The sequence below is a fragment of the Corynebacterium sp. HS2168-gen11 genome (genome assembly GCF_024834075.1).
Taxonomy (GTDB): Bacteria; Actinomycetota; Actinomycetes; order Mycobacteriales; family Mycobacteriaceae; genus Corynebacterium.
This window is the reverse complement of sequence record NZ_JANUXR010000003.1, coordinates 165160-186824: the sequence shown is the minus strand read 5'-3', so window position 1 is coordinate 186824 and position 21665 is coordinate 165160. Positions and strand designations below refer to the sequence as shown.

16 protein-coding genes are annotated in these 21665 nt (G+C 50.2%); 3 read left to right on the top strand and 13 right to left on the bottom strand.

The annotated features are described in order from the left end of the window. Positions 1-20: 20 nt before the first annotated feature. From NXS99_RS03325 to NXS99_RS03305, 5 genes are all read right to left on the bottom strand, one after another. Positions 21-752, bottom strand: coding sequence for a 16S rRNA (uracil(1498)-N(3))-methyltransferase (locus NXS99_RS03325; protein WP_259287250.1), 732 nt, complete (start codon positions 750-752; stop codon positions 21-23). Further along, positions 753-1877 carry a molecular chaperone DnaJ gene (gene dnaJ, locus NXS99_RS03320; protein ID WP_259287249.1) on the bottom strand — a complete coding sequence of 375 codons (1125 nt, stop codon included), beginning with the start codon at positions 1875-1877 and terminating at the stop codon, positions 753-755. A 222-nt stretch (positions 1878-2099) separates the two neighbouring features. Next, positions 2100-3242 (bottom strand): radical SAM family heme chaperone HemW, encoded by a 1143-nt coding sequence (gene hemW / locus NXS99_RS03315; RefSeq protein ID WP_259287248.1) that lies wholly within the window; start codon positions 3240-3242, stop codon positions 2100-2102. Continuing rightward, entirely contained in the window at positions 3243-3914 is a 672-nt protein-coding gene (locus NXS99_RS03310) for a hypothetical protein (RefSeq protein ID WP_259287247.1), read from the bottom strand. It lies immediately after the preceding gene. A 118-nt stretch (positions 3915-4032) separates the two neighbouring features. Then, the gene (locus NXS99_RS03305) at positions 4033-5865 is read right to left on the bottom strand and encodes a long-chain fatty acid--CoA ligase (RefSeq protein ID WP_259287246.1); all 1833 of its coding nucleotides are present in this window, start codon (positions 5863-5865) and stop codon (positions 4033-4035) included. Between the two features lie 151 nt (positions 5866-6016). Between NXS99_RS03305 and NXS99_RS03300 the strand changes: the two genes are divergently transcribed. Further along, on the top strand, positions 6017-8140 hold the full coding sequence (locus NXS99_RS03300) for a 4-alpha-glucanotransferase (protein ID WP_259287245.1): 2124 nt from the start codon (positions 6017-6019) through the stop codon (positions 8138-8140). Between the two features lie 193 nt (positions 8141-8333). On the opposite strand, the gene NXS99_RS03295 is transcribed toward NXS99_RS03300, so the two are convergent. The 5 genes from NXS99_RS03295 to NXS99_RS03275 all read right to left on the bottom strand — a co-directional run bounded on the left by NXS99_RS03295 (position 8334) and on the right by NXS99_RS03275 (position 14823). Then, on the bottom strand, positions 8334-9470 hold the full coding sequence (locus NXS99_RS03295; RefSeq protein WP_259287244.1) for a hypothetical protein: 1137 nt from the start codon (positions 9468-9470) through the stop codon (positions 8334-8336). A 333-nt stretch (positions 9471-9803) separates the two neighbouring features. After that, complete coding sequence (gene crtI / locus NXS99_RS03290) at positions 9804-11309, bottom strand: phytoene desaturase family protein (RefSeq protein WP_259287243.1); 1506 nt, start codon at positions 11307-11309, stop codon at positions 9804-9806. Between the two features lie 7 nt (positions 11310-11316). Beyond that, positions 11317-12147, bottom strand: coding sequence for a squalene/phytoene synthase family protein (locus tag NXS99_RS03285; protein WP_259287242.1), 831 nt, complete (start codon positions 12145-12147; stop codon positions 11317-11319). A 270-nt stretch (positions 12148-12417) separates the two neighbouring features. Further along, positions 12418-12558 (bottom strand): hypothetical protein, encoded by a 141-nt coding sequence (locus tag NXS99_RS03280; RefSeq protein ID WP_259287241.1) that lies wholly within the window; start codon positions 12556-12558, stop codon positions 12418-12420. Positions 12559-12786: 228 nt separating this feature from the next. Then, the gene (locus NXS99_RS03275) at positions 12787-14823 is read right to left on the bottom strand and encodes a M3 family metallopeptidase (RefSeq protein WP_259287240.1); all 2037 of its coding nucleotides are present in this window, start codon (positions 14821-14823) and stop codon (positions 12787-12789) included. A gap of 32 nt (positions 14824-14855) precedes the next feature. On the opposite strand from NXS99_RS03275, the gene NXS99_RS03270 reads away from it, so the two are divergent. Continuing rightward, the gene (locus NXS99_RS03270) at positions 14856-16016 is read left to right on the top strand and encodes an alpha/beta fold hydrolase (RefSeq protein ID WP_259287239.1); all 1161 of its coding nucleotides are present in this window, start codon (positions 14856-14858) and stop codon (positions 16014-16016) included. A 69-nt stretch (positions 16017-16085) separates the two neighbouring features. On the opposite strand, the gene idi is transcribed toward NXS99_RS03270, so the two are convergent. The 3 genes from idi to NXS99_RS03255 all read right to left on the bottom strand — a co-directional run bounded on the left by idi (position 16086) and on the right by NXS99_RS03255 (position 19248). Then, on the bottom strand, positions 16086-16631 hold the full coding sequence (gene idi, locus NXS99_RS03265; RefSeq protein WP_259287238.1) for an isopentenyl-diphosphate Delta-isomerase: 546 nt from the start codon (positions 16629-16631) through the stop codon (positions 16086-16088). A 10-nt stretch (positions 16632-16641) separates the two neighbouring features. After that, positions 16642-18543 carry a hypothetical protein gene (locus NXS99_RS03260; RefSeq protein ID WP_259287237.1) on the bottom strand — a complete coding sequence of 634 codons (1902 nt, stop codon included), beginning with the start codon at positions 18541-18543 and terminating at the stop codon, positions 16642-16644. Positions 18544-18759: 216 nt separating this feature from the next. Next, the gene (locus NXS99_RS03255) at positions 18760-19248 is read right to left on the bottom strand and encodes a hypothetical protein (RefSeq protein WP_259287236.1); all 489 of its coding nucleotides are present in this window, start codon (positions 19246-19248) and stop codon (positions 18760-18762) included. 859 nt (positions 19249-20107) lie between these two features. Between NXS99_RS03255 and brnQ the strand changes: the two genes are divergently transcribed. Next, the gene (gene brnQ, locus NXS99_RS03250) at positions 20108-21430 is read left to right on the top strand and encodes a branched-chain amino acid transport system II carrier protein (RefSeq protein WP_259287235.1); all 1323 of its coding nucleotides are present in this window, start codon (positions 20108-20110) and stop codon (positions 21428-21430) included. Positions 21431-21665 lie beyond the last annotated feature (235 nt).

Here is a 21665-nt window from a genome sequence, read left to right as displayed (position 1 = left end):
CTGCCATATGTCTTCCTAGACTACCAGCGTGAGGTCAGAACTCCGAGAGCTGCTAATGCAACCATGCCGGCAGTTGCAGTGCGTAACACTTCAGGCCCCAATTTAAACGCTTTGGCACCCACGCGCGCAAAGCTTTCCAATTCTTCCGGTGACACGCCACCTTCTGGCCCAATAATCAGCACAATTTCATCAGCATCGAAACTTAAATCCTTCATGCTGCCCACCGCTGACTCATGCAAGACCAACGCCAATGGAGCTGCAGCAATCAGTTCAAGAATCTCACTGGTCTGTGCCAACGGCTCCACAGTCGGAATAGTGGTACGCCTGGACTGTTTCGCCGCAGCAATCGCTGCCGCCTGCCATTTTTCTTGTCCTTTAGCGGCTTTCGGCCCAATCCACTTAGCAACACACCTACTTGCCTGCCACGGAATAATGCGATCAACACCAGCTTGCGTCATCAAATCCACCGCAAGTTCCGAGCGTTCCGATTTCGGCAACGCTTGCACAATGGTCACTCGTGGTCGCGGTGGAGCACACACTTCGCGCGAACGTACACGAGCCACCAGCTGGCTTTTGCCACTAACCTGCTCAACTTCTACCTCGGCGCGCACACCCGTGCCGTCGATAAGCGCAAGTGTTTCACCAACAGTGATGCGTTTGACAGCAACGGCATGGCGTCCTTCACTGCCGTCAAGCACCACAGTTTCACCGACGGCAGGAATCGTAGGGCTGATAAATACTGGCAGCGTCATTTATTTCCAGAACCTATTTCGCAAGCGACTAAACAAAGACTCCTCTTCTTCCCCACTATGCACGCCCGATCGATCATCACGATGCTCTCGCAACGATTCAAGAATCTTCCGCGACTTCTCATCTAATTCGCGTGGAATCACAATATCGATATGGGCAATCATATCGCCGTGTCCTTCGCTGCGCAGTCGTGGCATACCTTTCTCTGGCACAATCAAGCGTTCTGCAGGCTGCGTACCTGCAGGAATAGTAAAGACCACCGGCTGACCATCCAGGCCTGCAACTTCAAAGGTAGAACCTAATGCGGCATCAACCATCGGCACGGATACCGTCAAGTGCAAGTTATTGTCTTCACGTTCAAAAATTAAGTGACGTTTGATCGAAACTTCCACAAATAAATCACCTGCTGGACCGCCACCGTGCCCGACTTCACCCTGGCCGCTCATGCGCACGCGCATGCCGTTGGCAATACCTGCTGGAATCTGCACTGAAGTAGTGCGACGTGCTTTGACTCGACCTGCACCATCGCATTTATGGCATGGATCTGGGATAAGATCGCCGAAGCCGCGACATTTTGGACACGTCGCAGTGGTCATCACGTTGCCTAAGAAGGAACGCTGTACTTGCTGGATTTCACCAGCGCCGCCGCAGTGATCACAGGTGATTGGCTTGGCATGCGATTCCGAACCGGAGCCTTCGCATACGTCGCAGACAATTGCGGTGTCGATGGTGATTTCATGTTTTACGCCTGTATAGGCTTCTTCTAAAGTAATCGAGGTGCGCAGCAGCGCGTCGTTACCGCGTTGCACACGGCTGATCGGGCCGCGACCTGATCCGCCGCCGCCGAAAAACGCCTCGAAGATATCGCCGAAACCGCCGCCGTACGCAGCTGAGGATTGACCGCCGCCTTGGGACATTGGGTCGCCACCGCGATCGACGATGCTGCGTTTTTGTGGGTCGAGCAGGACTTCTTGGGCGATGGAAATCTCACTAAACTTCTCTGCAGCTTCAGGGGTGTCATTAACATCTGGGTGATACTTGCGCGCTAGTTTACGATAGGCCTTTTTAATGTCGTTATCAGAAGCGTCGCGGCTCACACCAAGAATGCCGTAATAATCTTTCGCCATATGTGTTCATCCTCGCAGATTCGTATGTGGGTTTCCTATTATTTTTTCTAAGACCGTCATTCTACCTACCGTGTCCAATTACTGCTGAGGAACGGCACCGGCGAGAAATCGAAAAACAGGTGTTTACCTCGTCTTTTGACCTAAAACAAGTGTCGGGAACTTCGCTACCAGCGAACAAAGATGCCGATGCGTCCTCGCAATCAGTTCGAACACGAGACACACTCAGTCGACATCGTGGGCTAAGAGGATATCAGTGATCATGCCGTCGGCAAGCAAGCGCCCCTTTTCAGTTAAGGCCACCTGCGTGTTCATTGTTAATAACCCTAACTCAACGAAGCGCTGAATCACCGCTTGCTCGGAGGCTGAAAACGTTGAGGTTGACAGGCCTTCACGTAGCCTTAAGCCGAGCATGACTCGTTCTTCGTGCCGTTCCACTGCCGTGAGTTGTTCTTCTTCCGCAATCGGGAGTTGCCCGGTGGATAATTGTTGCGCGTAGCGGGCTGGATGTTTGACGTTTGAAAAGCGCTGTCCTTGCAGGTGAGAGTGTGCACCAGGGCCGGCACCCCACCAATCAAAATTGCGCCAATAGCCGAGGTTGTGCTGACACTCGCCACCAGGACGCGCCCAATTCGACACCTCGTACCACTGCATTCCCGCAGCTTGGAGCTCACGATCAATCATGGCGAAGCGATCAGCATAGGTATCTTCCTGCGGCGCCGGGATTTCCCCCTTGCGCACTTTGCGTGCCATCCGCGTGCCGTCCTCGACTATTAAGGAATACGCACTGACATGGTCAACACCCGTTTCCAGTACCTTTTCCAAAGTCAGGCGCACATCATCATCGGTTTCGTACGGCGTGCCGTAAATCATGTCCAGATTGACATGCGAAAACCCTGCTTGTTGAGCTTCGCGAGCTGCGTCGAAGGCGCGTCCTGGAGTGTGGGCACGTTCTAGAATACGGAGCACGGTTGGGCTTGCCGATTGCATGCCTAAGCTAATGCGCGTGTAGCCGGCTTCGCGTAATGCGGCGAAGAACTCAAGCGAGGTCGATTCTGGATTCGATTCGGTGGTGATTTCTGCGTCGCTGGCGATGCCGGTGGTGTTACGAATTGCTTCTAAAATGCGCGTTAAGCCACGTGCTCCCAGCATAGACGGCGTGCCACCGCCAATAAAGACAGTATTTGCTTGACGACGATCACCACGGCTTTCGCGAAGTGCTGCCGCAAGTTCTAATTCGTGCTCTAATGCATCGAGGTAGCTTGCAAAAGAGGCAGAACTGCCGAGTTCACCTGGGGTGTAGGTATTGAAATCGCAGTATCCGCAGCGCGAGGAGCAAAAGGGAACGTGAATATAGACGCCGAACATTTAAGATACGTTAGCGCGTTTCTTCGCTTTGACGCGAGCCACGACTGCATCGATGCGCGCGCGTTCATTCAAAAACGCAGGTGGGCATGTGCCACGCATGCTGTGTGCGAAACGAGGGTGTTCCTCAGCAACGGTTGCTAACCACGCACGTGCAGCACCAACAACGGCATCTGAGGTACGTGCATATAGCAATGGCAACGAGAGCGCATCGGTATCGCGGGCGGCACGTTCAGTTTCCGAAAGTTCCCATTGCACGATATGGGCGAGGTACTCCCCGACTAATTCAGTGCGTGCCTCGAGTGCGCGCGTGACTTCACCGACGACCACGGGGGAAGCTTGAATTGGGAAGCGTTCACGAAGGCTTTCTGGAGTGATGCGTACTGGTTTGGAAGTTTCTTTGACTCGTGATCCAGCCATGGAAACTGTGCCAGAGGCAATGCCTGAGGTTAATGCTTGGCGCAAACCAATGAGTTCGGCGATAACCTTGCGAGAATCGATCTTGGCGTCGTCGATAATTTCTTCAAACTCTGCTAGGCAGTCTTCGACGAGTTCAGCATCCCAGTCGGCGATCGCTTCTGCAAGATTTTCAATATACGTTGCCACTTCATCACCAATAAGAAAGACCTCTTGGGTGAGCTCACGATGGCGCATTGTTGCGTCAAAAACTTGCATTGCGAGCTTCACCCCCACGGTCAATATTTCTCATTGCTTTGGTACAGGATTTGACTCTAAAACATCGCATAGAAAAAGGTGCCACGGCTCGCCGTGACACCTGAAGTTTTGTCGAAAATTACCGCTTGTAAATATGCGCGATGGCGTCGGCATATCGACGTGCAACTACGTTGCGTTTCACCTTCATTGTTGGGGTGAGTTCATCGGCTTCTTCGGTCAGATCTCGATCTAAAATATAGAACCTCTTAATGGCTTCAGTATGCGAAACCATCGAGTTGGTTTGATTAATGGCATCTTGAATTTCAGCGCGCAACACAGGATCTGAACTTAATTCATTAATGGAACGAGATGCTGGAATATCATGCGCTGCTTTCCAACGATTCATCGCATCTTCATCCAACGTGATGAGCACGCCGACAAATGGTTTACCATCGCCAACGACCATCGCTTGAGAAATCAGTGGGTGCGAACGCAGTGAGTCTTCCATTGGCCCTGGAGAAACATTTTTACCACCGGCAGTGACAATCAGATCTTTCTTGCGACCGGTAATCATTACATGGCCGCTGTCAAGAATTTCGCCAAGATCACCGGTGTTAAAATATCCGTCTTCATCGAAGCATTCTGCAGTTGCTTCTGGGTTATTCCAATAACCATCAAAAACAGTGTTGCCTTTAATTAAGATCTCGGAATCGGCATTAATGCGAACACTCACGCCTCCGATCGGTGGGCCGACAGTGCCAATTTTTTGGTCTGCGAAATCAACCGTGGCAGCCGCTGCTGTTTCAGTCAGGCCGTAGCCTTCATAAATTGGTGCGCCAATGCCGCGGAAGAAGTGCATAATCTCTGGGCTCATAGCCGAACCACCTGAAATTGCGTAGTGTACTGAATTGCCCATTGCAGCCCGAATCTTGGAATAGACCAATTTATCAAAGGCCTTATGGCGAAGTTTTAAGGCGCGAGATGGCCCTTCAGCGGTATCCAGGGCGTAGGAATATTCCATCGCGGTGCGTTCAGCTTGGGCAAAAATTGCTGCCTTGACTGGACCACCTTCAGCCGCATTGGCTGCCGCTGAGTTACGAACTTTTTCAAACACGCGGGGTACACCCAAAATAAGGTTCGGGCGGGCACGCTGGAATTCCACGCCGAGGGTGGAAAAATCCGACCAGTGCGATTGTGTAGCACCGCCAACGGCCACTGCTAATGACACCGCTCGAGACAACACGTGCGCCAGCGGCAGAAAAGTCAGCACACGAGAACCAGGGACTGCAATGCCGCCAATTGGGTTTGTTAAAAGACCGTAGACTTCACTCAGCCAGTTTTTATGAGTTAAACGGCAACCTTTCGGTCGCCCTGTAGTGCCAGAGGTATAGACCAACGACGCGAGATCATCCGAGCGCGTCTGCGCGATGCGCGCATCAACTTCAGCGTCTGTAATCTCTCGACCTTCGAATTTCAACGTCGGGATAGCCGAGGCATTGATTTCCAAAATGCGGCGAAGTTGCGATTCAGAATTCTGAAGTGCCGGGCGTCCGTCGTCACGCAAGACAAGGTGCTTCATTAATTCCGAATGGTCACGAGTTTCTGTCACTGCGAACACGGCGCCAGAATCTTCAATAATCCATTCGATTTGGGATAGTGACGATGAGCCGTAAATTGGCACGCTCACCGCACCTGCAGCCCAAATTGCGCAGTCAAGTAGTGACCATTCATAGCGGGTTTCGGAAAGTAACGCGATGCGATCACCTTGCTGAACGCCATTTGCGATGAAACCTTTTGCAACTTCATACACCTCGGCGATGAATTCTGCTGAGGTTACGTTGATCCACTCAAAATTCTGTGGACGGGTAAACATAACCCCATATGGGCGTGCTTTAGCACCAGCAATCAGCGCGGTTAAACAAGTGTCGTGTTCACCAATGGTGTACTTAGCTGGCGTGGTGATTTCTTGCATCAAGTGCCTCTCGCAGTTAGAAAAGATTTCAAACGAATAATGATTCAATGTTTTCTTACAGTGAACCTTCTTCAAAACACTACATCGTTTTAGCTCACAATGAGGGAAATAATTACGCGTCAGGGCACAAATCGTGGCACAATAACGTTTTGTGGGATATCAAGAATCATTGCGCGAGTTAGCCGCCGCATACGCTATTTCTACTGGCTACACTGATTCCGAGGGACACCCAGTTGAGGTTTCCGAGGACACGTTGCTCAAAACCTTGCATGCGCTCGGTGTTGATCTTGGCGAGTCTCCCTCTGAAGCAGATATTCATCAAGCATTAAGCAACCGTTATGACCAGGAATTCACCCGGCCATTGCCGCGTTGCATCGTCACTTCAGATGAGTCGAACTACGTTGTGCATGTTCACGTTCATGACGGCGCTCCTGCTGAAGTTTCCATCGAATTAGAAGATGGCACGTTAGCAAAAGTTGATCAGGTTGAGAACTGGACTCCTTCGCGGGAGATTCACGGCACACATTGGGGTGAAGCATCCTTTAATATTCCAGCTGGTTTACCACAAGGTTGGCATACGCTCAAGCTGGTATCTGAAGGTATTGCTGCACAATGTCCATTAATTGTCACGCCTGCTCGTTTGAGCACCACCCAGACATATATTGAAAAGCCTGTCGCAGGTGTGATGGCACAGATCTATTCTGTTCGCAGCGAGAAAAGCTGGGGCATCGGAGATTTCCATGATCTTGGCCAATTGGGAGCATTTATTGCGCAGCAAAACGCTGGCGATTTCTTGCTTATTAATCCAATGCATGCCGCTGAGCCTTTTGCACCTATCGAAGACTCCCCTTATCTGCCAACTACCCGCCGATTCACCAACCCAATCTATATTCGAATCGAAGACATCCCTGAATATCACGACCTTGAGGCAGATGTCCTAGCTGCGGTAGAAGAATTGGCACAGAAGTTCCAAGCCACTAACCGTGATGCTTCGATGATTGATCGCAATCCGATCTATCAAGCAAAATTAGAAGTGCTGCGCGAGATCTTCCATGTTGCACGTTCTTCTGCGCGTGAAGCTGAGTTCCGTAATTATATTGCTATGGAAGGCACTGGCCTTGAAGAATTCGCTGCATGGTGTGCTCGCCAAGAAGCTGCAGCGATGTCAGCAAATCATGCTGTCGTTGATATGGACGAGCTGGCTGAGTTCTACATGTGGTTGCAGTGGATTTGCGATGCTCAGCTTGCTGCAGCACAACAGGCATGTACTGATGCTGGTATGAAGATTGGCATTATGGCAGATCTGGCTGTGGGTGTTCATCCTGGTGGTTCTGATGCTGAGACCTTAGCTGCAGTATTAGCGCCTGAGGCTTCGGTGGGCGCTCCACCTGATGCATATAACCAGCAGGGTCAAGACTGGTCGCAGCCACCTTGGCACCCAGAAAAGCTCGCTGAAGTTGGTTATAAGCCTTGGCGCGATATGTTGCGCACGGTTTTGCGCCATTCTGGCGGCATTCGTGTCGATCACGTTTTGGGTCTGTTCCGTTTGTTCTGGATTCCGCGTTTGCAAAGCCCAACTACTGGCACCTATGTCAATTACGATTACCGTGCTCTCGTGGGCATTCTTGCCTTAGAAGCTGAGCGCGCTGGCGCTGTTGTGATCGGTGAGGATCTGGGCACCTTCGAGCCTTGGGTACAAGAGGCGTTGGCGTCTTATGGCATTATGGGTACGAATATTTTGTGGTTCGAGTCGGATTATAACGGCCCTCGCCATAAAGAGGATTATCGCACTGCTGCATTAAGCTCGGTGACCACCCACGATTTGCCACCAACTGCTGGATATCTCGAAGGTGAGCATATTAAGTTGCGTGAGCGTCTTGGATTGCTGCTTTCCGACGCTAACGAGGACATCGCACAGGATCTGCACTGGCAGGCGCAGGTGCTCAATCGCGTGTTGGAACAAGGCGGCTTCGCTGGCGAAGAGTTCAACGTGGATAATTTCGAAGGCCGCGGCCGTGATGATCGTGGCGAGACTGAAACATTAGTTGCTGCGATGCACCGTTTCATTGCCCAAACGCCTTCTGCCTTAACGTGTACTGCGTTGGTGGATATGGTTGGCGATCGTCGCGTGCAAAACCAGCCAGGTACCACCAAGGATTTGTATCCAAACTGGTGTGTGCCGCTATCGAATGCACAAGGTGAAGTAGTGCTCATCGAAGATCTAGCTTCGAATAACACATTTGCGCATATTGCTGCTGCTTCTCGACGCAGTTAGTACCGCTTATTCAGAACGAAATTCCAAAGGTTTGCTGTGAGCATTATGCTCACGCACCTTTGGAATTTTTATATCACTATGCTTTCATGAGCTTCGCGCATAGACATTAAAACAGGAAAACGGGCTTGAGAACGTAGATTGTTCTCAAGCCCGTCGTTATAAACTTTAACAAGCGTTATGCTTGATTAAAGATTTATGCGTTCTTAGGAATGCCCTTTACTGGGGTCTTATTTTCCTCGTGCTTCATCATTGGCTTTGCTTCATGCTTCTGGTGAGCAGATGAACCCTGTGGCAACAACGAGGTGATAAAGCTTGGCAGACGCAACTGAGGCATCTTGAAGTTCAACTTCTTGAACAAGGAGTTGAACAGAGCAAATACTGGCAATGCGATCAGAGGAATCAAGACTGCAACAGCGCCGACCCAAGTGGCTTCTGGGGTCTTGTCGTTGTCGGTAGCTTCATCATCTTTCTTTGGAGTTGCTGGCACAGCAGCTGGGATGAACTTTGCTTCAGCTGCCTTACCATCCACAGTTGCCTTCACGGTAATACCCTTAGGCTGACCAGTGAAACCTTTTTTAGCAGTGAACTTCACAGCAATAACTGCACCCGAAGCGTTCTTCACAAGGGTATAGACACCTTCGTCAGTTTCGAGCGTATCGTTCTTGGCGCCTTCAACAACAACGTCCGTGATCTTAGCCTTCTCATCAGCACTGAAGATATCAGCAACCTTCTTCTCTTCTGGCTTTGGAGCTTCAGCAGGCTTGGTGGTATCAGCAGGCTTGGTGGTATCGGTACCAGCGGTGTCGCCACCAGCAGGCTTCGTGGTATCAGCAGGCTTGGTGGTATCGGTACCAGCGGTGTCGCCACCAGCAGGCTTCGTGGTATCAGCAGGCTTCGTGGTATCGGTACCAGCGGTGTCGCCACCAGCAGGCTTCGTGGTATCAGCAGGCTTCGTGGTATCGGTACCAGCGGTGTCGCCACCAGCAGGCTTCGTGGTATCAGCAGGCTTCGTGGTATCAGCAGGCTTCGTGGTATCGGTACCAGCGGTGTCGCCACCAGCTGCACCAGCTTCAGTGGTACCAGCGGTGTCGCCACCAGCAGGCTTCGTGGTATCAGCAGGCTTCGTGGTATCAGCAGGCTTCGTGGTATCAGCAGGCTTCGTGGTATCGGTACCAGCGGTGTCGCCACCAGCTGCACCAGCAGTTGGAGCAGTTGGAGTAGTTTCAGTACTCTCCTGAGCATTTGCACTGACGACAGCGCCAGAAATTACTGCAGTTGCAGTAACGGTAGCAATTGCTGAACGCATCCAAGCACGGTTATTACGAATCATTTAAAAAACTCCTAGATATATCTCGATCACGATTGTTTCCGTAATCGATGAATAAGTTAAGCTTAACACACATCTTCGTAATAAGTTAATAGTTTTTTAATGGTAGTCTGAGAATATTGCCAATTTCACCCATTGTGCGAGGTCAGGGCCGTGAATAAAACTTACAATTTTTTAGCCACACACCCCCAACAATAGGTACGCATACTCAAAGTAATAGGCAATTGGCTAACACGCAGTAGAGAATTACTATCAATAAACCGACTGCTGCAACCAGAAAAGCGTCGACAAGCAGAGTCACGCTTGTCGACGCTTTTGTCGTTCTCAAAATGTACTTCACGAATCTTTCAATCGGCCATGAGATCGATCGCCGTGAATCCGCTTGACAATGTTTTCTGCAGAAATCAAACACATCGGAACGCCAACACCAGGTACGGTGGTTGCGCCTGCATAATAGAGGCCCTTTATTTTGCGAGACATATTACGTCCACGGAAAAACGCTGATTGCCGCAGTGTGTGGGCAGGCCCGATGGCACTGGCTTGATGAGAATGATAGAGCGTCACAAAATCCTTTGGGCCAATCGTACGTCGAACCACAATGCGTTGCTCAAGGTCTGGCACAATTTCTGCCAGCTGTTGAATGGCAGCATCAGCAATGGCTTCTACCTTTGGAGTTGCATCACCATAGGCTGATCCATCGCCAATCGAGGGGTCGGCTGCAGTTGGAATCAGAATAAAGATGTTCTCATCGCCTGCTGGTGCAACACCTGCATCAGTCGCCGATGGCATAGAAATATAGATGGATCGTGAGGCTTGCTGGGCTGGGTCATGCTCAAAGACAGCTGCAAAATCAGGACCCCAATCCTTGCTGAAAATCAGATTATGGTGCGTAAGCTGCTCAATTTTGTCGCGCACCCCAAGCAGTACCAGAACTGCGCTGAGCCCAGGATCACGCCGCTTGAAATAGGATGCCGAATAACTTCGCACATCTGGGTCAAGTAACTGCTGCTCGGTATGGAACAAATCAGCGCTCGAAACAACTGCATCAGCGGCAATGAACCTATCATCGGTATAAACGCCGGTGACAACGCCTGCATCGTGCGCAATTCTTTCAACCGCCGCATCATAGATAAACGTCACTCCTTTTGCTTTCGCAATTGATGCAATGCTGTTCACAATTGCATGGAACCCACCAACCGGATAAAACACGCCTTGGGTTAAATCGGTATGACTCATTAAGTGATACAACGCAGGGGTGCGCTTTGGATGCGACGCTAAAAATACACTTGGATAGGTCAGAATCTGCCGCAGCCGCGTATCGTGAAACTGTCGATTCACAAACGATTGCATCGACTGCACCAACAACCGTGGAAGTTTCAGCAGATCACTTGGGCGGATAAACGATGCGTTGCTAAAGGTGGTGTACAAAAATCGATCGATACTACGTTGATAAATATCAGCTGCACTACGCAAATAATCCTCAAGTACCATGCCTGCACCAGGTTCAATGGACTCAAATAGTTCCAATACCTTTGCTGGATCAGCAGGCACATCCACAGGCTCATGACCTTCCGGGAAGATGCGATACCCTGGATCAAGCTGCACGAGCTCCAATTGTTCAGCAACGCTGGTGCCAAGCAGGCGGAAGAAATGCTCGAAAGCATCCGGCATCAAATACCACGAAGGGCCGGTATCAAATCGAAAACCATCGATAGCCAGTGATCCAGAACGTCCACCAGCCTCGCTATTCTTCTCCACGACAGTCACTGTATGACCATAGTGCGCTAATAGCGCTGCGGTTGCTAAACCGGAAAAACCTGCACCAATAACGACGATTCTCATCTCTGTGCTACCCCTTCGTCAGAATTGCTCGTGACACAATCGCCAATTTTTCATGGCGCGGCACGCGGATACGTTGGCGATAAATCTGTGCAATCGTGGCGTTTTCTAACCTGTTGGTCAACGCTTCAAATAAACCCGCGGCCGCAGCCACACCTCTACGCGCCCCTGTAGGCAGCAGCGGAATAGCCTCGTGGGCACGCGCTAAATCGTTGCGAATATCTGCAATAATCACTGCCTTTTCAGCTTCATCGAGGCGCCTTGGGAAATAGCTGCGCCCTAAGACTGCAGAGTCTTCGGCAAGATCGCGGAGAAAGTTGATTTTTTGAAATGCTGCTCCGAGCGCGCGAGCGCCTGGCTCTAATGGCATAACTGCGTGAGTGTCGCCGGCAAAAAACACGTGGAGGCATAGGATCCCGATGACTTCCGCAGATCCGTAAATATACTGCTCAAAGCTGGTGCCGTCATGCACACTACGTAAAAGGTCTTCGCGCATCGAGCGGAAAAACGCAGCGATATGTTCCTCTGGGAATTTGCAGCGCCTCGCGGTTACTGCATATGCATGTAACACTGGATCAGTATGAAATCGCTTGTCAGGTGCGGCAAGGACTACGGCTTCATAGTCTCGCAGAGCTTGGACTGGATCATCATGCGCAGCTTGGGCAGTGCCGTCGACAATTTCATCGGCGATTCGCACCATTGCATACAGGTTGCGAATATCAGCGCGAATGGTGGGGCTGAGCAGTTGCGTCGCAAGGCAAAAACTCGTGGAATAGCATGAGATTATTTGGCTGGCAGCTTTATGCGCTGCATTGTCATACCGCTGTAAATAATTGCTCATGATTCCCCAAGCCACATCACTTTTATGGTCGTATAATCCAAAGACTAGCTGGTTCTACGCTGATGATTCAACAACCTTCGGTTGCCAGCTGCTTTACGACGACACCACCATAACAATCTGCGTTTCATCGTCACGACTATCGCCATCACTTGCATGATTCTGGCAGCACCAACCTCATACGGAAGGTACATACGCGCACATCAAGGCTTGGGATCAAACTCCCCTAGCTGTGTGCCAGGTGAAACATTGCTGATCCCAAGCCTTGATGTTCTAGAACATGCTGATAATCCAGGCCAATACCACAATGGCAAGCAACACATACAGTGACTGTGTGACTCGTGATTGTGGATATTTCCGTTTCGGTTTTGGCAGCCGCTGATCTTGCTTACGAAGCTCTTCAGGATTTGCCATCCGTATCATTCCTTTGTGAGACAAACATTCGTTGATTGAACTTAGCGTGCATACCTTGTTGTACTCGAATGATGAACACTCCAGCAATATCAACACTTCGCAGTACGATCATCGCTAATATCGCGCACAACGGTACGACAACGACAAATACTACACTGACTTGCAACCAAAATGGCCACGTCGTCAACAGTTGCGAAAGTTCGTTGCTCAATGAGGATTGCATGAGACTTACAGTGTTCCGTCTAACCCACGACGCTTCAACAACGGTGCAAGATCAATACTGCGACCTCTGAGCTGCTCAAATGCCAATGTGTAATCATCTGCACCACCGCGTGAAAGGACGAGATCACGGAAGCGTTGCCCCGCCTGGCGAGTGGTTTCAGCCGTTGCCTGTGCACCTGCAGCATTGACTTCTTGGAACCAGTCGAAACCATCCGCATCGAGTGCTTCTGCCCACAGGTAAGAGTAGTACCCTGCTGAATATCCGCCACCGAAAATATGCGCAAAATATCCGGTGCGATATCGCGGTGCCAGCTGATCGACATCCAAGCCAGCGTCGAGAAGCGCTTGTGCCTCAAAGGCATCGATATCAGACACGCGAAGTGCTGCTGCTTGTTCGGTAGTAAGCGAATGCCACGCTAGATCGATGATTGCAGAAGCCAGGTATTCACTCGTGCCAAAACCTTGGCCAAATTTTCGCGCACTTTCAATGCTGGCAACCAGCGCATCTGGAATTGGTGCACCTGTTTCATAATGACGGGCATAGTTGCGCAAAATCGTTGGATCAAACGCCCAGTTTTCATTAATTTGCGATGGGAACTCCACATAGTCACGTGGCACATTCGTACCGCTTAAACTTGGATAGCGGACATTCGAAAGCAAACCATGCAGGCCATGACCGAACTCATGAAAAAGTGTGCGCAATTGATCCAAATTCAGCAGCGGCTGGGAACCATCAGCTGGCTTTGGAATGCCCATCACATTAATCACCACAGGCTTGGTACCCAAGAGTTCAGATTGATCGACAAACGAACTCATCCATGCACCACCACGCTTGGATGCGCGGGCATAATAATCAGTCAAAAACAGACCAATGCTCTGGCCGTCTTCATCTTTCACTTCCCAGACCTGCACGTCTTCGTGGTATCCGAGCAGATCATCACGCGGTTCCACGGTAATGCCATAGAGACGATTTGCAGCATAGAACACACCGTCACGCAGCACCTGCTCTAATGGGAAATAGTGTGAAAGCGCTTCTTCGTCAATGGCATAATCACGCAGGCGCACCTGTGATTCCCAATAGGACCAATCGGCACCAGTGATATCAGAATCTGCAGCTTCGACTAATAATTTATATTCATTGCGCGCATTCGTTGCCGCAGCTGGGGCTAATCCATGCAATAATCCGCGCACTGCTTCAGGGGTCTTGGCGGTTTCTTCAGAAATCACGAACTCTGCATGCGAACTATAGCCTAATAATTCTGCCTTTCGTGCTCGTAGCTGCACGATCTCCAACGCATTGGCAAGATTATTCACACCGCGCTGCTGGGATGCTTGATAGATCTTTGCACGAGAAGCAGGATTCGTCAGCTCTGCTTGAATCGACTGCACAGTTGGCAATTCTAAGGCAATCACATACCCGGCTTTCCCAAGATCCTCAGCAGCCTTTTTCGCACTGGCAATACGCGCTGGGCTTAAGCCATCAAGTTCGTCTTCCGTTGCAAATTCCACCGCCAGCTTACGCGTGCTCGCACCAAGCTCGGAGGTAAATGCTTGCGACAGCACTGATAAACGCTCATTGAACGCTGAAAGCTGTGTCTTTTGCTCCGCTGTGAGATTCACGCCCTTACGAGTAAAGCGCCGCAGTAGAAGATCATATAAACGCTGTGATTCCGGATCAGTTGGCACTGTGACTGCCTGAATACGCTGGTACAACTGCTCATTGAGATAGATAGCATCGGTATGAGCCGCGAGTACAGGGGCGATTGTTTCGGCAATGGCCTCCATCGCGTCATTGGTATCGGTTCCCAAGAGGTTAAAAAAGACGTTGGAGACGCGCGCCAAATATTGTCCTGAACGCTCGAGCGCTTCGACAGTATTTTCCCACGTTGGAGCAGCTTCGTTGCGCACAATTGCAGCAATTTCTTCCAGCTGTGCAGCCATCGCTTCCTGAAATGCTGGTTCAAAATGCTCAAGCTCGATCTGCGCAAATGGTGGAAGTTCAAATGGTAATTCAGAAGGTTGAGAAAACGGATTCAGTGTCATGTTCACTCATGCTAGTTGCTACACTACTGCTTATGCACGCCGAGTCCGAGAACCCTGAAGTCTTCACTGCCGGATTCCACGTTATTGGCACAAGCGACGGTAGCGTAGATTTTTTCGACGAGATCCGCTACACCACCGTTGACCTGCTCGATGGCACCCAAACCCCGTTGCACCTAAGTGTGACACGGCCACACGGCGCCAAAGAGTTCGACGATTTGCCGGTCGTGGTTTTTATTCACGGCGGCAGTTACGTCAGTGGCAGCTACCACGACCCAGATTTTCAAACTTTCGCGCTCGCACGTGCAAATGTCATCACCGTGAGTGTGGAATATCGCCTTGGATTAGATGGCTTTGTGCAATTTCATAATGAACCGGCATCGTCGTATCGTGGAGTCACTGATTGTCTAACCGCCCTACAGTGGGTGCAAAACCATATTGAAGCCTTCGGCGGCGATCCAACCAATGTCACCTTAACTGGACAATCTGCAGGTGGCGGCATTGTATTGTGGCTGATGCGCAAAGATCATTACAGTGGATTATTCCGCCGAGCATTTGCCATGTCCCCTGCGTTTCCGGCAAAAGGTTTTCCTGCGCGCAAGAAATTCTTGCGTTTTGCACTTGGCACTCCAATTACCAAACCAGCACTTCGGGCACTTTCGCGTCAGCAATTAGATCGTGGCTATTCCCGCATGAATGCGATGATTCCATTCGATTTAACTTTAGGACCCTACCCCTATGATCCTGCTGAATTAGCAGATATCCCACTGGCAATTAGCACTACCCGGGAAGAAATGCACCATATCGCGCGCCCGAAATTGCCACGTCTATTCTTACGCTACGCTTTTGGCATCACCAAGCACTGGCAACCAGCGATGCCAGAAAACCAGGTTGGCTCAGCCATTAGCGATAGCAAAATTCGCCAGCATGCATATCGCACCGCTTCCATGCGCCCACAAACGTTTTTGCTCGAACACCGGGGTCACAGCCCAATTTTGCACTGCGAAGACATGCCGTGGATCGCTGGCAATACTGCCGATCAAGCACATGTATTTGAACTATTTTTAGACTTTGTTCGCGGAAACTACTGGCAATCTTATGGTGAGCACAAGCAAGTATTGATCAATACCACCACTGAATTGACCTACCATGCAGGTGCATTCGACCACTTTAAAAACGCGTTAAAACCGCACTAATACCAGATCACAACCTCCACAACTGCCTGAACACTGGCTGATTAGCCCCACAATTGCTTGGCCAATACCTTATACCCGCACAACCTGGAGTAAGGCTTGCTGCAATGCTTCATGCTGGAGTTGTTCGACCATCCACGGACTAAAGGCAAATGGTGCCGCAAGCACACTGGTAATGCATGCTTGCGGATCAACCCAGATATAATCATCAACCTCAGCTTTTGCAGGAGCGATCTCATCATCAATACGCGCCAAAAACACTGGACAAATCTCCCATTCCACGATCCCACGTGAATCAACCGCACGATAACGAAAATCTGGAAGCACCATCTCAACCTGCTGCACACCAGCAATCCCAAGCTCATGCGGCACCCACCGACGGACAGCATCAGCAAAGGTTTCATTCGGTGCCACATGTCCACAGGCAGAATTTGTCCATACTCCAGGCCAAGTCTTTTTCTCTAATGCGCGCCGGGTAATTAACAATTGCCCTTCACGGTTAAAGACATAACACGAAAAGGCCAAGTGCAGCGGGGTATCAGTGGTGTGTACCTCGGCTTTTCGTGCGGTACCAATTCGATTGCCCTGTTCATCAGCAAGTACGACTATATCTGTCATAACCCCTAGCCTACCTGTTTTCACCTCCAATGACTCTCGGCACAAATTGTTGCATCGGACCGATTAGTTGTTCAATATTGTTCTCTCGCTCTAAAAGTGAAGTAATCGTGGAAGATTGTCGCTTCGTTTTCTCCTTGGTTGCTGCCCGCGCACCGAAACCATGCGCTGCTACAGGAGCACCGGGGCGTCGTAAAGCTTGCTCTTGCGAGGAGCTCTGCGGTGCCGCTAAAGGATGCGTTGCAACACGTGTTCCTCGTGACTCAGTATGTGGCATCGAATGTGCACTACTACTCCCGGCCCGGTGAGCTCGCGAATCTGATGGCAGCTCCACCTGCTTCGGGGCCAGATGCGTCCCAGGTATGTGCTTGCCGATGGCATGTTTGATCGAGTTGCTAGGGTGCTGCTGGATCTTATCGGTGGCGCTCAACGCGGCAGTATTGCGTGGTTGTGCGATTCCCAAAGCCTCGAGCTGGTTTGGCGTAGTGTGCGTTGATACACCAGTTGTGCCACTCTGGAGACCCTGAATGCCTCGCAGTTTTGAGTGTTCAAGGGCACTGATCTGGGTTGGCTGGACGTGTTGGCGCAGGTGCAGTTTGTCAGATAGCAGTGCAGGTGGCACCAAGGATCCTGGAGTATGGCCGCTGTGTGTAACAGAACCAATTTGGGAAAGCGTTGATGGCAATGCACCAAAGGCTTGCGCGATTGGTTGGATGGTTGGTTGCACGGTTGGTTGCACGGTTGGAAGCGCATGGGCAGACATCGTTGGCATATTCCAGCTTGGCTGATGGTTCAAAGCAGACGATGCCAGATTCTGGTGCGAATCCAGGTGCGAGGAGTACGCATCATGCAGTTGCGAGGCATCTGCAAGCCCTTCAGATTCAGCTGCTAACGATGGTGCGTGTGCAAACCCAACGTGAGTCCGCTCGAACGTACCGATAGTACGAGTCAGTGCTGCTGAGGGGTGTATGGCAGCTTGATTCGAACCAGCGTTCAATGCAGGGCCAACATGGTTGCCACCAATAGTGATACTACCGGCAGAAGCCTGTGTTGTGAGCGAAAACAGCGTATAGCTACCGCATTCTGCACGACTTAAACTACCGCTAAGACTGCCTAATACCTGTGAAAGCAGCATCTGTTCAGTAGCCATAAGCAGCTCAAATTCAGTTCCTGCAGCACGTAGCTCTTCGATCTCTTGGTATGCCTGTGTTGCTTCTGCAGTAGCATCTTCTACGATACCTGCCAGTTCAGCGACCACCGTACCGATTTCACGGAATGTAACGCTGGAGTTCAGTAAGGCTGCAGCAACGGCCTGAAACGAAGTTGCCGCTTTTTCAAAAACTATGCCTTCATTGCTACGTAAGAGATCATCTGCACTGGCGCGCACATGAGTTGCAGTAGTGGCAAGCTCGGAACCAACACTGTTCCAAACTTCTGCTGTCATTAATGCATCTGAAATTTGCGTTGCTTGCAAAGAATCACAAAGCTCATCCAACGATCCCGCTTGCGGTGCACTTGTAGCACTCACAGCACTACTGCTGACGTCAGTTGCTGGTTTAGTTGGGAATTGCACGGTCTGGTTCATAACCGTACGCTCATCTGCAGCGCGTTCAACAATATAGCCATTGAAGTCATTTTGCCCAGTTAACGCCTGCACACTAGCTGCCAATGCTCCTTGCAACCACTGAATATGCGCCAGTATTAAATTAAGGGCGTGCTGCGCACTGCTGTGTGAGCCGGATAATAATTGGCGATGTTGTTCTGCAAGATCGTCAATTGCAGCAAGTGATGAGAATCCATACGAGAGATGCTCTTGTTGGGTTGTTGAAATGAGTTGTTCGACATCGCTGCATACAGTGTCGAGATTCGCGAGGACCTGACGGATACTGTCAGCGTCGATAAGCAAACGCTTCATACTTCCTCCTTGAAGCATGTGGAATCGTTGTAACAAACACGTGGTAAGGCCACCAGTTGCTCCCAACGATCAAAGAACAAACCAATGTTTCCTTACGTATTGGTTAGTCTTTTTTCGCGACGTTTTGGTTCCCGAAAGCCTGTGACAAGGGAAAAGGACCTACCGATTGGTAGGTCCTGAAGAATCTTGTTTGTAAAACGTACAGTCAAGTTGAGGCTAAAAGCTGCGGAGATCGCCTTCGTAGACAAGATTTCCGATGGTCAGGCGGGATTCTCGTACTTTGCTGTAGTCCACATTGAAGCCGTATTCGAGGTTCGTGGCAGCACCTGGGCCGAGTGGCAAGTCGAGTGGAATTGTTGCCTCTGGAACAGGTGCGCCGCCATCGAAAAAGACTGCAATGGCGTCCACTGGAAGTGGCACGGTGTTGTGATTTTTTATCAACAGATAGAACACCGATGCATTGTGTTCATAATCATAGGCAGTTTTAAGAATTTGCACGTCAATATTCAAGCCTTCGTCATAGTGGATTTCTTTCAAATCCTCTGTGATGATCACTGGGGCAATATCGCGCGGAGTAAATACTGCTTCAGGTGCATCAGTTGTGATTGCTGGCGCTGGTGCTGGCAACGTCGCGGTTTGCTCTACCTCTGTGGCACACCCAGTGAGCATTAAGGCAGCTGCTCCAAGTCCTAGTATGCGCTTCATGAATCCTTCTTCCCGAATATAACGACCGTGCACGATATTGCTGTATATTACAGTGCCATCTTAACCGCAAACACAACACACGCAATATTCCAAGAGTTGCAACCATGCCAGATGCTTGACGACGCTGCCATTGCATACCTGCTCAACCATGCATATGCACACAGCTGGCAAATGCTCTGGTAATTGCTTGCGTCAGGCCAAACTTGCAATCCACGCTTGCAGCAGACGCACGCTTGCAGCAGGCCACGTTTCTGACAAGCCAAGATGCGAGCCGCAACTCGACACCAGCAAATACATTCGCTACCGTTATATTCGCGATTGAGTCAATGTTTTGGAACACAGTGCAGTTTTATTTGCGCTTTTCTCACTCATGGTCTCGACTGTTTGCCTTACTTTCTTGTTCAACCAACATAAGAAGTATTGTGCTGTCTGAACGGCAACCACCATATCGCTATCAGACAGTTTTGTATGAACACACCTGCTTCATACAAGCACATCTTGATTCTTCGGCTGTATCTGCCTCGCACACGACCGCGGCACCGCACGTTCAACCACAACAGCGGCATCGCAGACTCGACTGTGTCAATGGCACCGCACGAGCACAGCAGAAAGAGTTTTTCATCACAGTTATACGTGATGATCATGTTTTGCTGCTGAGGTATTCACAAAGGTAACGGCCATAACGATCACTTTGCAACATTTATAAGAACTTTCATGAAATTAAATCTCAATTTATTGCCCTTGCGCATTCTGGTTAAGGTACCTAAGAGTACCTAGGTACCACGTGATTGTTCTTCTTCACCGCTTGCAAAGCACTATCATTTACATTTTCTTCAATACCAAGGAGCATCTGAAGCTCATGACTCATAAAAATGGCACCAGCAGCATCTCTTTCGCAGCAATTGTGCCAATCGCACTGATGCTGTTTTCTATGCTATTCGGTGCTGGCAACTTAATTTTCCCACCAGTCTTAGGCGCACACGCTGGCCAATCCTTCACCCCTGCGATCATCGGCTTCTTAATCGGCGGCGTTGCGCTACCGGTCATCACAATTATCGCCGTAGCACTTTCTGGCCAAGACATCCTCTCATTAACCGCTCGCGGCGGTAAAATCTTCGCCGTCGGTTTCTCCATGGCAGTCTATCTCTCCATCGGTGCATTCTTCGCAATCCCACGTACCGGTGCAGTAAGTTTCGCCACCGCCATTAGCCCAATTACCGGCTGGGAATCCACCTTTGCCTCAGTGATCTTCAACCTGATCTTCTTCGGTATTTCTTTCTTCTTGGCATTAAACCCACAAGGCATGGTAGACAAACTGGGCAAGGTCCTCACCCCTATGCTGCTCATCCTCTTAGCACTATTGGTCATCATTTCAATGATCAGCTTGCCAAACGATCCAGCACCTGCCATCGGTGAATACGCGACCTCTCCACTGACCACCGGTTTGTTCGAGGGCTATATGACCATGGACTCCATTGCAAGTCTGGCATTCGGTATCGTGGTGATCTCGGCAATCCGCCGCAAGCAAACTGATCCACACGCACCAATTTTGAAAGCTACCTCGATTGCTGCAATTATCTCAGGCGTACTGCTCGGCCTGATCTACTTAGGTCTCGGTGCTATGGGTATGCGCATGCCAGAAGCACAAAGCTTTGACGACGGCGCCTCCTTATTATCAGCTGCAGCATTAGAAACCCTAGGATTCCCAGGCCAAATCATTTTCGGCGGCATTGTTTTGTTGGCATGTTTAACAACTGCTGTTGGTTTGTTAGTCGCAACCAGCCAATTCTTTGAAACCTTGGTACCAAAGATCAACTACACCATGTGGCTCACTCTTTTTGCCATCACCAGTTTCATCTTTGCTTCTGCAGGATTGGAAACTGTGCTGTCGATTGCTGTGCCAATTATCATTGTGCTCTATCCAATTGCCATCACGTTAGTGGCAATTACCATTTTCTCTGCCCTGACAAAGCTGCCAGTTTTCTTTGGCTTCCGTTTTGGTGTCTGGGCTGCAACTGCCTGGTCAGTGACCACCGCTGCTGCTCCACAACTACTTGCATGGGCACCACTGCAAGCAGCGAACTTCGGTTGGGTCATTCCAGTTGCCATCGTCTTTGCAATTGGCCTCAGCATCGACCTTTCCAAGCGTGAGACCACCCTTGAGCGCTTAGCCGCATTATAAGAAACTGCCGCGTAAGCGTGTTTCAGCTGCTGAACTTGCAGGTCGCGTCGTCAAGCATGCACCTGTGAGGCTGGCTTCATTAATACTCAACAACCTAGTTCCTTTCAAGATTAAAGGAGCTAGGTTGTTTGCTTCAGAGAAGTAGTTGTACGCAAGTGTGCAAACATGCATTCCGATGAACCAATCTGAGCTGGGGAAATATGATCGCTTTATGTACTTTCGCAATTCTTGGAAA